Raw genomic sequence first — 13,928 nt, 5'->3', positions numbered from 1 at the left:
ACCCGGTCAGCGGAACAGAAGGACCGGCCGGCGCGATTCGATCAGCATCTGCGTCGTGGTCGAACCGATGATCAGCCGCCGGATCCGGCTGTGGCCATAGGCGCCCATGACCAGAAGGTCGTGATCCTGTTCCTCGATCCGGCTCACCAGCGCCGCCTCGGGCTGCCCTTCCAGCATCTTAGGCTGAGCATCGACCCCAGCCGCCCGAAGCCGCAGGATCGCCTCGTCCAGGTGGCTTTCGGCGTTACGGGGGCCGGGACCGACCATTGCGACCTCGACCAACAGGCCATGGAAGGCGGGATCCGCGGCGATGTGATCGACCGCCTTCACCGAAGAAGACCCACCGTCGAACGCGATCAGCACCCGAGAGATCGGGCGGAACGTGCGCGCCGCGACCAGGACGGGCACGCGCGCCGCCCTGACGATCCGTTCCAGGTTCGAGCCGAGGTGACCCTGCGCAAAATCCGCAGCCGCACCCCGCTTGCCGATGACGATCAGCCGGGCGTCGGTCTCTCGTCCGGCGGCCCGCTCGATCAGGTCGCCCTGGTCCAGGCGGGACGTCACCCCGACGGCACCCGACGCTTCGACCAGGGATCGCGCGTCCTCCAGCAGCGCCCGCCCTTGGGCATTGGCGATCCGCGCCCTCTGGGCGTCCAGCGTCGACAGCTCTTCCAGCAGCGCGCTTCGAGCGCCAAGCCGAATCGCGCCCGACAGGTCCTGCGCATTTGCCGCCTCCCTGCGGCCCAGGACGTGAAGCAAGTGAACCGGAACCCCGCTGCGCGCCGACATCCAGCCAGCATGTTCGCAGACCGAGGTGGCATAGACCGACCCGTCCACCAAGGCGATGATCTTGTCCGTCATGATTGTCCCCCGCTAATGTGCGACCAGTTTATCGAGTGCGCCGGATTTGTCATGCACGGCGAGCCGATCCACGAGGGTTTCCGAAGCATCATTCATGCCGACCAGCCTGACCTCGGCTCCGTCACGGCGGAACTTGAGGATCGCCATGTCCAGGGCCTGAACCGAGCTGATGTCCCAGATATGTGCGCGGCTGACGTCGATCGTGACATGGTCCAGCGGCTCCGAAAAGTCGAAGGCGGCCATGAAATCCTCGACCGAGCCATAGAACATCTGCCCCTCGACGACATAGGTGCGACTGCGTCCGTCCTTCGACAGGGTCGAGGACACGCGGAACAGCTGCGCGATCTTGGCCGCGAAGAATATCCCCGACAAGAGCACACCCACCAGCACACCGATAGCCAGGTTGTGCGTCCAGACGACGGTGGCCACCGTGGCCAGCATCACGGCCGAGGACGACCGCGGATGCGAGCGCAGGTTGCCGATCGACGACCAGCTGAAGGTCCCGATGGACACCATGATCATGATCGCGACAAGCGCCGCCATCGGGATGCGGCTGACAAGGCCGCCAAGGCCCACGACAAGGATCAGCAGCGCGACCCCGGCGGTGAAGGACGACAGGCGCCCCCGACCGCCGGACTTCACGTTGATCATGGACTGGCCGATCATCGCGCAGCCGGCCATGCCGCCGATGAAGCCCGTGGCGCTGTTGGCAAGGCCCTGGCCGATGCATTCCTGGTTGCGGTTCGACCGGGTGTCGGTCAGCTCGTCCACCAGGTTCTGGGTCATCAGGCTTTCCAGAAGGCCGACGATGCCAACCGCGAAGGAATAGGGCAGGATGATCCGCAGCGTTTCCAGGTTCAGCGGCACGTCGGGCAGCAGGAACACGGGCAGCGTGTCGGGCAGGGCGCCCATGTCGCCGACGGTCCTGACGTCCCAGCCAAAGGTCGTGGCCAGCGCCGTCAGCACCACGATCGTCACCAGCGGCGACGGAATGGCCCTGGTGATGCGCGGAAAGAGATAGATGATCGCAAGCGACGCCGCGACAAGGGCGTAGGTGAACCAGCCGACACCGGGGGTTGCAGGGTCAAGCTCTGGCAGCTGCGCCATGAAGATCAGGATCGCGAGCGCGTTGACGAAGCCGGTCATGACCGACTTCGACACGAAGCGCATCACGAAGCCCAGCTTCAGCAGGCCGCAGGCGATCTGGATCAGCCCGGCCAGAACCGTCGCGGCCAGCAGGTATTCCAGCCCGTGGTCGCGCACCAGCGTGACCATCAGCACCGCCGTCGCGGCCGTCGCGGCCGAGATCATGCCGGGCCTGCCGCCGGTGATCGCCGTGATCACGGCAATCGAGAAGCTGGCATAGAGGCCGACCTTCGGGTCGACCCCGGCGATGATCGAAAAGGCGATCGCCTCGGGGATCAGGGCAAGGGCGACGACAAGCCCCGACAGCAGGTCGGGCCGGATGTTGCCCAGCCATTCGCCCTTGTAGCGAGAGAGTGAAAACATGAATAATCCGTTCCTGACCGGGGCCGCGGCGGGCGCGGGGTCCAGCAAATCCGCAAAGGTTCGAATTGTCCGGCGGATCGGCGGCCGGAGTAGCCACCCGGGTTCTCACCGGGTCCATGCGCTTGTACCGGCTGATAGCCGCAGCAGGCGCGGCGGTGCAACCCTGCCGCGCCAAAAAAAGCGCAGGTCGTGTTCAGGCGCGGGTGCGCAGCAGGCCCATGATGTCCTTGGTCCGCTCCAGGATCGGCGTCGCGACGGCATCCGCGCGGGCCGATCCGTCGGCCAGGATCGCGTCGATCTGGGCGGGGTCGGCCATGAACTCGGCCATGCGGCGGGTGATCGGCGACAGCGCCTCGACCGCGACCTCGGCCAGGGCGGGCTTGAAGGCGCCGAAGCCCTGGCCCTCGAACCGCGCCAGCACCTGGTCGGGTGTCTCGTCCGTCAGGGCGGCATAGATGTTGACCAGGTTCTTCGCCTCGGGGCGGTCCTTCAGCGCGTCCATCTGCCCGGGCAGCGGCTCGGCATCGGTGCGGGCCTTGCGGATCTTCTGCGCGATGGTGTCGGCATCGTCCGTCAGGTTGATGCGGCTGGCGTCCGAGGGATCGGATTTCGACATCTTCTTCGACCCATCCCGCAGCGACATGACGCGCGTCGCCACTCCCTCGATCAGGGGTTCCGTGATCGGGAAATGTTCGACGCCATAATCGTGGTTGAACTTGGCCGCGATGTCGCGGGTCAGCTCCAGGTGCTGCTTCTGATCCTCGCCCACGGGAACCGCCGTTGCCTGGTAGGTCAGGATGTCGGCCGCCATCAGGGCAGGGTAGGCCAGAAGACCCAGGCTGACGTTCTCGGTGTTCTTGCCCGCCTTGTCCTTGAACTGCGTCATCCGGTACATCCAGCCGACGCGGGCCACCGTATTGAACAGCCAAGCCATCTCGGCATGGGCGCTGACCTGCGACTGGTTGAACAGGATCGATTGCGCCGGGTCCACGCCCGCCGCCATGAAGGCGGCCGCGGCCTCGCGGATGCGGGCGCGCAGCACCTCGGGGTCCTGCCAGACGGTGATCGCGTGCAGGTCCACGATGCAATAGATCGTCTCGGCCTTGTCCCCCTGCAGGGCCGCGAACCGCTTCAGCGCGCCCAGATAGTTGCCAAGCGTCAGCCCGCCAGAGGGCTGGATGCCCGAGAAGATGCGCGGGCGGAACTGGGCGTTGATCTGGTCGGACATGACGGGCCTGCCTTGGAATTTCCTGGCCGCTGGCTTAGCGGTTGGCCCGACCCTTCGCAACCGTCAAGGAACGCCCATGCGCCCCGGCCTGACTGAATCCCCGCTGAACCCCCTGCCGCCGGTGATCTGGCTGCTGGCCCTGCCTGTCATCGCATCCGAAGCCGTCTTCGCGCTTGGAAACGCCGGGCTGATCGGCGGGGCCGAGGGTGTCGGCCTGCGCCTGTCGGCGATCCGCTTGACCGCCTTTCCGCCGGAACTGGCGCAGCGGGTCTGGACGTTCGGCGCGCTGGACCTGGACCAGTTCTATCGGATCATCAGCTACAGCTTCGTGCACGTCTCGCTGACGCACGCGCTGTTCGTCGTCGTCTTCACGCTGGCCCTTGGCAACATGGTCGCGCAGAACTTCCGCCCCGCCGCAGTGCTGGCGCTGTATCTCGGGTCCGCCATCGGAGGGGCGCTGGTCTATGCGGCGGTGCTGCCGGTGATCGGGGCGCGGCCGTCGCCGCTGATCGGTGGCTATCCGGCGGTCTATGGGCTCGTCGGCGCGTTCACCTTCCTGCTGTGGACGCGGCTGGCGGCGCAGAACGCCAACCGCCTGCGCGCCTTTGCCCTGATCGGCATGCTGCTGGCGTTCCAGCTGGCCTTCGGCCTTGTCTTCGGCGGTGCGGGTCAGGGCTGGATCGCCGAGATCGCCGGCTTTGCCACCGGCTTCGCGCTGTCCTTCCTGCTGGTCGACGGCGGGATCGCCCGGACGGTGGCGCAGATCCGACAGCGTTAACCGCGCCGGATCGCCGCCTTCAGCTCGGACGGGCGATAGCCGGCGATCAGGTAGGCCAGCGCGAAGTAGATCGCGGCCCCGCCGAAGACGAGGATCGCCAGCCCAACCCCGCGCCCGAGGCCGGCGCCCTCCAGCAGGTGGCGCGTCACCCAGAGCGCTCCCGCCATCAAGAGAGAAGCCAGCAGGATGCGCGGGAAGGCGCGCCGCAGCCGGTCATCGGCCCGCGCCGCCTGTCCCATCGAGCGGGTCCCCCACCAAAGCTGCGCGACCATGACCCAGGCCGCGATGGTGGTGCCAAGCGCCGCCGCAAGGAAGCCGAAGACCGGCATCAGGCCGAACGCCGCCACCGCGTTGACCAGCATGGAAAACAGCGCATAGCGGAAGGGTGTCTTCGTATCCTCGCGCGCGAAATACAGCGGTTGCAGGATTTTCTGCAGCACGAAGGCCGGAAGACCGAAGGCATAGACCACCAGCGCCGCCGCCGTCTGCTGCGTGTCGAAAGCCGAAAACGCGCCGCGCTGGAACAGGGTCGAGACCATCGGCTCGGCGATGACGGCAATGGCGAAGGCGGCGGGCAGGGTCAGGAACAGGCCGAACTCGGTGGCGCGGGAATAGGCGGACTGGCCGCCCGCGTGATCGTCGGCGCGAATCCGGCGGGCCAGTTCCGGCAGCAGGACCACCGCCACGGCGGCGCCCACGACGCCAAGCGGCAGCTGGTAAAGCCGGTCGGAATAGGACAGCCAGGCGATGGCGCCCTCGAACCGCGACCCGACCTGGCGGCCGATCAGCAGGTTGATCTGCACCACGCCACCCGCAAAGGCCGCGGGCAGGGCGACGGCGATCAGGCGGCGCATATCGGGCGTCAGGCGCGGGCGGCGCGGCCAGAAGACATAGCCCGAGCCGCGCGCATCCCACCAGACCAGCGCCAACTGCGCGATCCCGGTGACCGGCGTGGCCCAGGCCAGCGTCAGCCCCAGGTCCCAGCCCTGCCAGCGGCCCAGGTACATCGCGACGATGAACAGCAGGTTCAGCAGCACCGGGGCCGCCGCGGCCGCCGTGAAGCGCCCGTTGGCATTCAGCACGCCCGAGATCATCGACGCCATCGAGATCAGCAGGATATAGGGAAAGGTGATCCGCCCGTATTCCACCGCCAGATCGAAGCGCGGATCGCCCACGAAGCCCGAGGCCATCAGCCAGACCAGCCCCGGCATGAAGATCATCGCCAGCGCCGACAGCGCCAGGACCGTCATGAACAGGCCCGAGAACGCGTCCCTGGCGAAGCCCTGCGCCTCGTCGATGTTCTCGATCTTCTTGGAAAACATCGGCACGAAGGCGGTGTTGAACGCGCCTTCGGCGAAGAAGCGGCGGAACATGTTGGGCAGCGACAGGGCGATCAGGAACGCCTCGGCCACCGGGCCGGTGCCCAGCCACGCCGCCATCAGGATGTCGCGCACGAAGCCCGACGCACGCGAGATCAGCGTCCAGAGCCCCACCGAGAGGAACCCCCGCACAAGTCCGCTTTTCATGCCTGTTCAGCCTCGGCCCGTTTCACGCCGTCGGCGATTGCCGCGCGCAGTTTCTTTTCCAGCGCTTCCCGTTTGGCCGGGCTGTGCAGTTTCAGCCCGAACATGTCCTTGACGTAGAAGCTGTCCACCACCTGCGCCCCGAAGGTCGCGATGACGGCGCTGACAATCTGGATGTGGTTCGCCGCGAGCGTGCGCGTCAGGTCATAAAGCAGCCCCGGACGGTCGCGGGTGTCAACCTCGATGATCGTGTAGATGTCGCTGCCCTCGTTGTCGAAGGTGACGTGGGTCGGGAACTTGAATTCCTTCGTGCGCTTCTTGGGCTTGTCGCGGGTGGCGAAGGCCTCTCGCGCGACGATCTCGCCTGCAAGGGTGCGCAGGATGGTCTGCCGCAGGCGGGGCAGGCGATCTTCGGCGAAAGGATGGCCCTCGCTGTCCTGAACCCAGAAGACCGCGGTCGCATAGCCGTCCCGCGTCGTATAGGTGCGCGCGTCGACGACGTTGGCGCCGGTCAGCGTCAGGGCGCCCGCCAGGCGGGAAAAGATGCCGGGGTGGTCCGAAAGAACGAAGGCCGCCCGCGTGGCGTCCCGGTCCGTGTCTGCGCGCAGATCGATGCGGATCTCGTCGGGACCAAGGCCGGACAGCAGTTCCGCAAAGACGGCCTGTGTCTGTGTCGGCAGGCCGGGCCAATAGGCGTCATAGTGGCGGGCCATCTCGGCGCGGATGGCGCGGGCTTCCCAGCCCTTGGCGACCAGCATGTGGCGCAGGGATCGCTTGGACTCGGCCTGGCGGCGGTCGCGGTTCAGCTCCTCCAGCCCGTTGTCCAGCGCGGCGGCGGTTTCCTGGTGCAGCTTGCGCAGCAGCATGGCCTTCCAGTTGTTCCAGGTGCCGGGGCCGACGCCGCGGATGTCGCAGACGGTCAGGACCAGCAGCATGTCCAGACGCCTGCGGGTCTTCACGGCCTTTGCGAAGTCGCGCAGGGTGCGGGGATCGCTGATGTCGCGCTTTTGCGCGACGTCGGACATCAGCAAGTGGTTGCGGACCAGCCACTCGACCGTGTCGATGTCGTCCTGCGAAAAACCGAAGCGGGTGGCGATGCGCCGCACGATGCGGGCGCCCAGGATCGAGTGGTCCTCTCTCCGCCCCTTGCCGATGTCGTGGAGCAGCGTCGCCAGGTAGAGCACGCGGCGGTTGACGCCCGCGTCGATGATCCCCGACGACAGGGGCAGGTCCTCGGGATGTTCTCCGCGTTCGATCTCGGCCAGGGCGGCCACGCATTGGATCGAATGTTCGTCGACGGTGTAGTGGTGATAGAGGTTGAACTGCATCATTGCCACGACCGGCTCGAACTCGGGGATGAAGGCGGCCAGAACGCCCAGCTCGTTCATCCGGCGCAGCGCGCGTTCCGGATTGCCGTGCTTCACCAGCAGGTCCATGAAGATGCGGATCGCCTCGGGGTCGGACTGGACCTTGTCGTCGATCAGGTCGAGGTTGGCGGCCACCACGCGCATCGCGTCGGGGTGGATCAGCGCGCCGGTGCGCAGCGCCTCCTCGAACAGGCGCAGGATGTTCAGCGGGTCGGACAGGAAATGCTTGCTGTCCTCGAACGACAGCCGTCCCTGCTGGTCGACAAAGCCGTGCCGCAGCTTGCGGCGGCGGCGGAAGATGCGGCCGAGGAAGGGTGCGGTGCGGACGTGCTGCGCCTCCAGCTCGGTCAGGAAGACGCGGGTCAGTTCACCGACGCGGGTGGCGTGGCGGAAATAGTCCTGCATGAAGTATTCAACGCCTCGCCGGGCGGGCGTATCAGCGTATTTCATGCGCCGCGCGACTTCGACCTGCATGTCAAAGGACAGCACGTCCACGGGCCTTCCTGCGATCAGGTGCAGGTGGCTGCGCACGGCCCAGAGGAAATCCTCGGCCTGCCAGAAGGCCAGGTGCTCTTCGCGGGTGAAGACGCCCAGGTCGACCAGTTCGACCGCGCGGTCGACGCGGTGGATGTATTTCGAGATCCAGTAGAGCGTCTGGAGGTCACGCAGGCCGCCCTTTCCCTCTTTGACATTGGGTTCCAGAACATAGCGCTGCCCACCCTGGCGCGCATGGCGATTGGCGCGTTCCTCCAGCTTGGCCTCGACGAATTGTGGCACGGTTCCCGCGAACAGCTCGGCCCACAGGCGCGTGCGAAGTTCCTCGGCGAGAGGTGCGTGGCCGGTGACGACCCGGTGTTCCACCAGCGACGTGCGGATCGTCATGTCCGAGGCGCCGAGGCGCAGACAGTCATCGACGCTGCGGATCGAATGCCCGATCTTCAACTTGAGGTCCCACATCATGTAGAGCATCGATTCGACGACGCTCTCGGCCCAGGGGGTGATCTTCCAGGGCGTCAGGAACAGCAGGTCGACGTCGGAATGCGGCGCCATCTCGGCCCGGCCATAGCCGCCGACGGCCAGCACAGCCAGCCGCTCGTTCTCGGACGGCGACTGCTGCGGATGCAGGCGCGTCGTCGCGACGCGGTGGATGGCGAGGACCAGCACGTCAGTCAGCGACGCGATGGCGCGCACCGTCTCTCGGGCCGCGCGGGGGTGGGTCGCAAAGCCCGCCTCGATCGCCGCCATCGCGTCCGTTCGCGTCTGCAGCAGCAGCGCGACGGCGGCCGCGCGGATCTGGCGCGGCTCGGTCAGGCCGACAAGGCTCTCGTCCAGCCGCGCCAGCAGCGGTTCAAGGGCGGGAACGGGAAGCGCCCCGGCCGATGCCGGGGCGCTGCTGGTCGTGACTTTGGAGGTCATTTCTGCAGTCAATCCCTCACGAGCCGAGGCCGCGGGTGCTGCGCGGCGCGGGGTCCAGGACGACAAGCTGGTTGTTGCGGATCGTGGCGACCGCCAGCCCGCGCCGGACCGTTCCGTCGCGCTGCAGGCGGAACACCCCGCCCACGCCCGAGAACCCGGCGGGCTGCGTCAGCCCCGAGGTCGCCAGCGCGTTCCGCTGGCCGTTGCGCACCAGCGAGGCGAGGGCGGCAACCCCGTCATATCCCAGCGAGGCCAGCGGGTGCGGCGCCTCGCCATGGGCCTGGGCATAGCGGGCGTCGAACTGCCGCTGCAGCGTCTGGTCGGGGATCGCAAACCAGCCCTCGGCCAGCTGCGGCATGCCAAGACGGTCCGCAGGCTGATCCCACCGGGTCAGGCCCATCATTTGAGTCACGGGCGACCGCACCCCGGCCTCGGCCAGTTGCTCGGTCAGGTAGGGCAGGACGGCTTGGTTGTTCGCGGTCATGAAGACGGCGTCCACCTGTCCCGACTTCGCGGCTTCGGCGATGCGCGGCGTGACGCTGTCGATGCCGCTGATCGAGACCGGATGGTTCACGCGGCCTGCCAGGCGGGCGCCGTTGCGGGCGATGGCGGTCTCGATCGCGCGGCCGCCAAGCTGGCCCGCGACATCGTCCTCAGCCACGACCAGGACGTTGCGCTTGCCCTGGTTCACGCCATAGCCGACCAGCCGGTCGGCGATGTTCTCGAAGCTGTTGCCCAGGATGAAGACGTTGCCGCCGGCGACCTGGGTATTGTTGGAAAAGGTCAGCACGTTGATGTTGCGTGGCAGCATCGTGTTGCCGACCGCGTTCGCGCCCTCGGCGAACAGCGGGCCCAAGATGATCTGCGCCCCCGCATCGGCTGCGGCGTTGGCTTGCGCGACCGCCGTCTCGGTCGAGGCGCCGACGTCATATATCCGCAGGTCGATTGTCGCCCCCTGCGCGTCGGCCGCGGCCATGCGGGCGGCGTTCTTGATGCTGCGGGCCAGCCATTCCAGGTCCTGCGAACCCGTGCCGCCGGGGGCCAGAAGCGCGACCTGCACCGGCTCGGACGGGTCGATCAGCGGGCCGGTCTCGGGTCCGGTGGCCTGGCCTGCGCCGCCTATCGGTTCGCAGGCCGCAAGAAACAGGGCCGAGACGACGGTCGCCGTCTTCAGAAGCGCGCGGTGCAATCCGGATGCAGGCCGGCCCGATGCAGCCCGGGTTGTGGCGAAGGCGAACATGTGAAACTTCCCTGCTTTGTGATAAGACGCTCGCGGATGCCGGCAGCCTAGGACCTGCGCCCGCGATTGGCAATCAGCGCCGGCCCGTATCGGCGCCGAACGGAGGCAGGATGAGCGACCGCAGTGACCGACCCGCGACCGAGCTGCCGCGCCGCCTGACCGCCCATGTCGAGGCGGTGCGGCTTGATCCGGGCCTCTACCTCGTGGCGACGCCCATCGGCGCGGCACGCGACATCACGCTGCGGGCGCTGGACGTGCTGAACAGCGCCGACATGCTGGCGGCCGAGGATACGCGCGTGCTGCGTCACCTGATGGACATCCACGGCATCCCCCTGCGCGGGCGGCGCATCCTGTCCTATCACGACCACAACGGCGACCGTGCACGTCCAGCGCTTCTGGCGGCCCTGGCCGAGGGTGGCAGCGTCGCCTATTGCTCGGACGCGGGCACGCCGCTGGTGGCCGATCCCGGCTATCGCCTGGCGCTGGACGCGGCCGAGGCTGGCGCGCGCGTCCATGCGCTGCCGGGCCCGTCGGCGGCGCTGGCCGCGCTGAGCGTCGCGGGCCTTCCAAGCGACCGGTTCCTGTTCCTGGGTTTCCCGCCGCCCACCGCGACGGCCCGCCAGACCTGGCTTCGAAACTGGATGGCCGTCGATTCAACGCTGATCCTCTATGAAAGCCCGCGCCGCGTGTCGCGGACGCTGCAGGACCTGGCCGTCCTCGACGGTGCGCGCACCGTTGTCGTCGCCCGCGAACTGACCAAGAAGTTCGAGGAGATCATCCGCGGCACCGCCAGCGACCTGGCCGGAGATCCGCGAATGGAAGCGCTGAAGGGCGAGGTCGTCATGGTCCTCGACCGCCCGTCGCCGGTCGAGGTCGACGACGACCGCCTGCAGCAGGTGCTGGAAGGCTACATGGCCACGATGTCGGTGAAGGACGCCGCGCGCGAGGCCGCAAAGGATCTGGGGCTGCCCAAGCGCGACGTTTATCAGCGCGCGCTGGCGCTGTCCGGCCAGTGAGCGGTGCCCGCCACCACCGCGGCCGCACCGCCGCAACGGCGGGGCGTCTGGCCGAGGAAAACGTCCTGCGCCTTTACCTTGGCAACGGCGCAGAGCTTCTGGCCGAACGCTGGCGCGGGCGCGCCGGAGAGATCGACCTGATCCTGCGTGACGGCGACGACATCGTCTTCGTCGAGGTCAAGGCCGCCGCCACCCATGCCCTGGCCGCCGAACGCCTGCAGCCGGCGCAGATGCGCCGCATCATGCAGGCGGCTTGCGAATATTGCGAGGCGCGGGGCTTGGGCCAGGTGCCCATGCGCTTCGACGCGGCGCTGGTCGATGCGACGGCACGGGTCGACCTGCTGAAGAACGCCTTCGGAGAGTTCTGACGCAGGCTTGCATCCGCCCCGGCCGCAGGCCACAACGGATCCGCATTTCAGGAGGTGCAGATGAGCCTTTACGTCGCCTTGCAGATGGACCCGGTCGAGCATGTCTCGATCCACGCCGACAGCACCTTCCGCATCGGGCTGGAAGCCGAGGCCCGCGGCCACCGGCTGTTCCAGTACACCGTCGACCAACTGCGCTATGACGAGGGCAGGGTGATCGCGCGCGGCCGCCCGATCACCCTGCGCCGCGAGGCCGGCGCCCATGTCACGTTCGGCGACTGGACCGAGGTCGATGCCACCGATTTCGACGTCATCTGGCTGCGCCAGGACCCGCCCTTCGACATGGCTTATGTCACCTCGACCCATCTTCTGGACCGGGTGCATGCGCAGGCGCTGGTGGTGAACGATCCGTTCTGGGTCAGGAACTGCCCCGAGAAGCTGATGGTGCTGGACTTCCCCGACCTGACGCCGCCCACCATGATCGCCCGCGATCCTGCCGCCTTCCGCGCCTTCCGCGCGCGCCACGGTGAGATCATCGTCAAGCCGCTCTATGGCAACGGCGGGGCGGGTGTCTTCCACCTGCGCCCGGGCGACCCGAACCTGTCGGCGCTGCTGGAGACTTTCGCGGGCATCAACCGTGAACCCATGATCGCGCAGAAATACCTGCCCGTCGTCGTCAAGGGCGACAAGCGGATCATCCTGGTGGACGGCGAACCCGTCGGCGCGATCAACCGCGTCCCGCAAGAGGGCGAGGCGCGATCCAACATGCATGTCGGCGGCCGCGCCGAAAAGATCGGCTTGACCGAGCGCGAGCGCGAGATCTGCGCCCGCATCGCCCCGGTCCTGCGCGAGAAGGGCCTGATCTTCACCGGCATCGACGTCATCGACGGCTGGCTGACCGAGATCAACGTGACCTCGCCCACGGGCATCCAGGAGCTTGAGCGCTTCGATGGCATCAACGCCGCCGAGGCCATCTGGCAAGCCATCGAACGCCGCGTCCTGGCCCGAGGCTGAAGACGAAGCGGCGTCTTCCGCCTTGCAGGTTGATTATCCGTGCCGGTCGCTGGCCCTCCAGCGGCCGGGCCGGTCGGGTTTCCAAAACTTCACCTTCGCTAAGTGATCGGCCGCTCAGACAGCGCATAACGGTCCGGGTCGTGCGGGGACCTGCACCGTCCGGTTCTCTCTGGGAGCGCCGGATACTGCGCAACGCGTGGCGCAGAGAAGGCGTCCGCCGATTCCTGAGATCGAGTGTCTGGTGCGCTACTCCCGCCGGATGCCGGAGTTTTTCGGGCGCGGTGATGGCGACGGGCTGGCTGCGTCGCCGGGATGAAGCAGGGCGATCGGGACGTTATGTTCGATCTCTCTGTGGGGGCGGTCTTCGTTGTAGTGCCTACGCCCATCCTCCAGCTTTCCCGGGCGCCTGCATGACTTGTGAACCAGCAAACGTTCAGGCATTCGGCCCGCAGCTGTCTGTTGAACGCCTCAATGAGGCCGTTGTCTGCTGGTTTTTGGGGCCGTGAAAGGTCCAAGATCACCTGTCTGGAATAGGCCCGGGGGCCACTGTCGCGCACCATGAACTCGCTGCCGTTGTTGGCCCGGATGGTTCGGGGATAGCCGACCTGGTAACAGACCCGTTTCAGTGACTGGGCGACACCTTGACGGTAGATGAAGCGGGGACCGGCGGTGGGACAGAAACGAGAATGTGCATCAACAATCGTCAGGATCCGCAGCTTGTTGCCCAGGGCCAACTGGTCGTGAAGGTTCGCCGGAAAGCAGTTCCCCGGACTATTTCCCGGCCCGGCTCATTCCATGGCCCAGACATCGATCGGCCCGACGGCCGTGACGCGATCGTCGCGCAGCTTCGTCCTGACCCGCCGCTTCGGATGCGTGTTCCTGAACTGCAAGTCCAACTCTTTGTAAATCATCCGGGTCTTCTTGATGTTCACCTGCCATGCCTCCCGTCGCTGCAACACATGAATGCGCCGGCATCCTTGACCCACACCAATCGCCGTCGGGCTCGAACCGATGGCTCCTCGACAGCTCAGATCTCGCGGATCTCCCTGATCCGTCGTTTGACGGCCGCCTGGTCAGTGCGACGGGACTTGTAGTGAAATGTGGAGGTTTCGAACCTCAGCGCCCCAAAAGCTCTGCGGATCGACACGCCCCAATGGATGCACATTCCGCAAACCAGCCCGCGCATCTGACCAGGGTGAGCGAGCAGGCGCCACTGGTTCAAGCCGGCTGGCGAACGAGCTTGCGGCGGATGACGCGTCTCGCAAGATGTCCCGGTCCAGCGTCAGGTCGGCCACGATCTTCTTGAGCCGGCTGTTCTCGTCCTCAAGCGCCTTCAGCCGGCGCATCTCATCGGACAACAGCCCGCCGTAGCGCGTTCGTCGGGTGAGCAGTCCACCGGACTGTTCACTGACTCTTCTTACTGCAGCTGAACTAGGTCGTCTGGCCGATCCCGGCCTTGCGTCAGCCGGTATGCCTTCCTCGGCCTGCTTCGAACCGGTCGCCCTCTGCGCCTGTGTGAACCTTGACGCTTTCAAAGATCTCAGCTCCTCTCCGGGCCAGGAGGGGTCAGCCGAAAACTCCGGTTTCAAAGGGTTCAAGTCTCAGGGGGCG

At 67.0% G+C, this 13,928-nt stretch carries 10 protein-coding genes, 1 pseudogene and 1 other annotated feature; of the genes and pseudogenes, 4 read left to right on the top strand and 7 right to left on the bottom strand.

Features of this window, described 5'->3' with window-relative positions; genetic code table 11:
• Window positions 1-6 precede the first annotated feature (6 nt).
• From OC159_RS04440 to trpS, 3 genes are all read right to left on the bottom strand, one after another.
• Entirely contained in the window at window positions 7-861 is an 855-nt protein-coding gene (locus OC159_RS04440; RefSeq protein ID WP_265499944.1) for a universal stress protein, read from the bottom strand.
• Window positions 862-873: 12 nt separating this feature from the next.
• The gene (locus tag OC159_RS04435) at window positions 874-2,370 is read right to left on the bottom strand and encodes a SulP family inorganic anion transporter (RefSeq protein WP_265499943.1); all 1,497 of its coding nucleotides are present in this window, start codon (window positions 2,368-2,370) and stop codon (window positions 874-876) included.
• A 63-nt stretch (window positions 2,371-2,433) separates the two neighbouring features.
• Window positions 2,434-2,489: a sequence feature (sul1 is cis-regulatory element that is thought to sense ions involved in sulfur or methionine metabolism; They are found in Alphaproteobacteria), on the bottom strand.
• A 74-nt stretch (window positions 2,490-2,563) separates the two neighbouring features.
• Entirely contained in the window at window positions 2,564-3,598 is a 1,035-nt protein-coding gene (gene trpS / locus OC159_RS04430) for a tryptophan--tRNA ligase (protein ID WP_265499942.1), read from the bottom strand.
• 76 nt (window positions 3,599-3,674) lie between these two features.
• On the opposite strand from trpS, the gene OC159_RS04425 reads away from it, so the two are divergent.
• Window positions 3,675-4,376 (top strand): rhomboid family intramembrane serine protease, encoded by a 702-nt coding sequence (locus tag OC159_RS04425; protein WP_265499941.1) that lies wholly within the window; start codon window positions 3,675-3,677, stop codon window positions 4,374-4,376.
• Here the strand turns inward: OC159_RS04425 and murJ are convergent.
• From murJ to OC159_RS04410, 3 genes are read right to left on the bottom strand one after another with little or no spacing between them, the layout of a single operon-like run.
• The gene (gene murJ, locus OC159_RS04420; RefSeq protein WP_265499940.1) at window positions 4,373-5,902 is read right to left on the bottom strand and encodes a murein biosynthesis integral membrane protein MurJ; all 1,530 of its coding nucleotides are present in this window, start codon (window positions 5,900-5,902) and stop codon (window positions 4,373-4,375) included. The two genes, OC159_RS04425 and murJ, sit on opposite strands and share 4 nt — an antisense overlap.
• The gene (locus OC159_RS04415) at window positions 5,899-8,682 is read right to left on the bottom strand and encodes a [protein-PII] uridylyltransferase (protein WP_265499939.1); all 2,784 of its coding nucleotides are present in this window, start codon (window positions 8,680-8,682) and stop codon (window positions 5,899-5,901) included. The genes murJ and OC159_RS04415 overlap by 4 nt, the downstream gene beginning before the upstream one ends.
• Before the next feature lie 16 nt (window positions 8,683-8,698).
• Window positions 8,699-9,922: a penicillin-binding protein activator gene (locus tag OC159_RS04410; protein WP_265499938.1), complete on the bottom strand. Its 1,224-nt coding sequence runs from the start codon at window positions 9,920-9,922 to the stop codon at window positions 8,699-8,701.
• A gap of 110 nt (window positions 9,923-10,032) precedes the next feature.
• On the opposite strand from OC159_RS04410, the gene rsmI reads away from it, so the two are divergent.
• Genes rsmI through gshB form a run of 3 tightly spaced genes read left to right on the top strand, consistent with a single transcriptional unit; the run spans window position 10,033 to window position 12,317 of the window.
• Window positions 10,033-10,938, top strand: a complete 906-nt coding sequence (gene rsmI, locus OC159_RS04405; protein ID WP_265499937.1) for a 16S rRNA (cytidine(1402)-2'-O)-methyltransferase — start codon at window positions 10,033-10,035, stop codon at window positions 10,936-10,938.
• Complete coding sequence (locus OC159_RS04400) at window positions 10,935-11,306, top strand: YraN family protein (protein ID WP_265499936.1); 372 nt, start codon at window positions 10,935-10,937, stop codon at window positions 11,304-11,306. The genes rsmI and OC159_RS04400 overlap by 4 nt, the downstream gene beginning before the upstream one ends.
• 60 nt (window positions 11,307-11,366) lie before the next feature.
• On the top strand, window positions 11,367-12,317 hold the full coding sequence (gshB, locus tag OC159_RS04395) for a glutathione synthase (protein ID WP_265499935.1): 951 nt from the start codon (window positions 11,367-11,369) through the stop codon (window positions 12,315-12,317).
• A gap of 246 nt (window positions 12,318-12,563) precedes the next feature.
• On the opposite strand, the pseudogene OC159_RS04390 reads toward gshB, so the two are convergent.
• Window positions 12,564-13,852: pseudogene (locus OC159_RS04390) on the bottom strand (integrase core domain-containing protein).
• Window positions 13,853-13,928 lie beyond the last annotated feature (76 nt).

Origin of the sequence: Paracoccus beibuensis, from assembly GCF_026162625.1 — a bacterium.
GTDB lineage: Bacteria > Pseudomonadota > Alphaproteobacteria > Rhodobacterales > Rhodobacteraceae > Paracoccus > Paracoccus beibuensis.
This window is presented reverse-complemented; position numbering and strand designations above follow the sequence as displayed.

Excerpts from the sequence above, each read along its gene's own strand:
- OC159_RS04425 (WP_265499941.1), top strand. The coding sequence starts at position 3,675 with ATGCGCCCCGGCCTGACTGAATCCCCGCTGAACCCCCTGCCGCCGGTG.
- rsmI (WP_265499937.1), top strand. The coding sequence starts at position 10,033 with ATGAGCGACCGCAGTGACCGACCCGCGACCGAGCTGCCGCGCCGCCTG.
- OC159_RS04410 (WP_265499938.1), bottom strand. The coding sequence starts at position 9,922 with ATGTTCGCCTTCGCCACAACCCGGGCTGCATCGGGCCGGCCTGCATCC.
- OC159_RS04435 (WP_265499943.1), bottom strand. The coding sequence starts at position 2,370 with ATGTTTTCACTCTCTCGCTACAAGGGCGAATGGCTGGGCAACATCCGG.
- OC159_RS04415 (WP_265499939.1), bottom strand. The coding sequence starts at position 8,682 with ATGACCTCCAAAGTCACGACCAGCAGCGCCCCGGCATCGGCCGGGGCG.
- OC159_RS04440 (WP_265499944.1), bottom strand. The coding sequence starts at position 861 with ATGACGGACAAGATCATCGCCTTGGTGGACGGGTCGGTCTATGCCACC.
- gshB (WP_265499935.1), top strand. The coding sequence starts at position 11,367 with ATGAGCCTTTACGTCGCCTTGCAGATGGACCCGGTCGAGCATGTCTCG.
- murJ (WP_265499940.1), bottom strand. The coding sequence starts at position 5,902 with ATGAAAAGCGGACTTGTGCGGGGGTTCCTCTCGGTGGGGCTCTGGACG.
- trpS (WP_265499942.1), bottom strand. The coding sequence starts at position 3,598 with ATGTCCGACCAGATCAACGCCCAGTTCCGCCCGCGCATCTTCTCGGGC.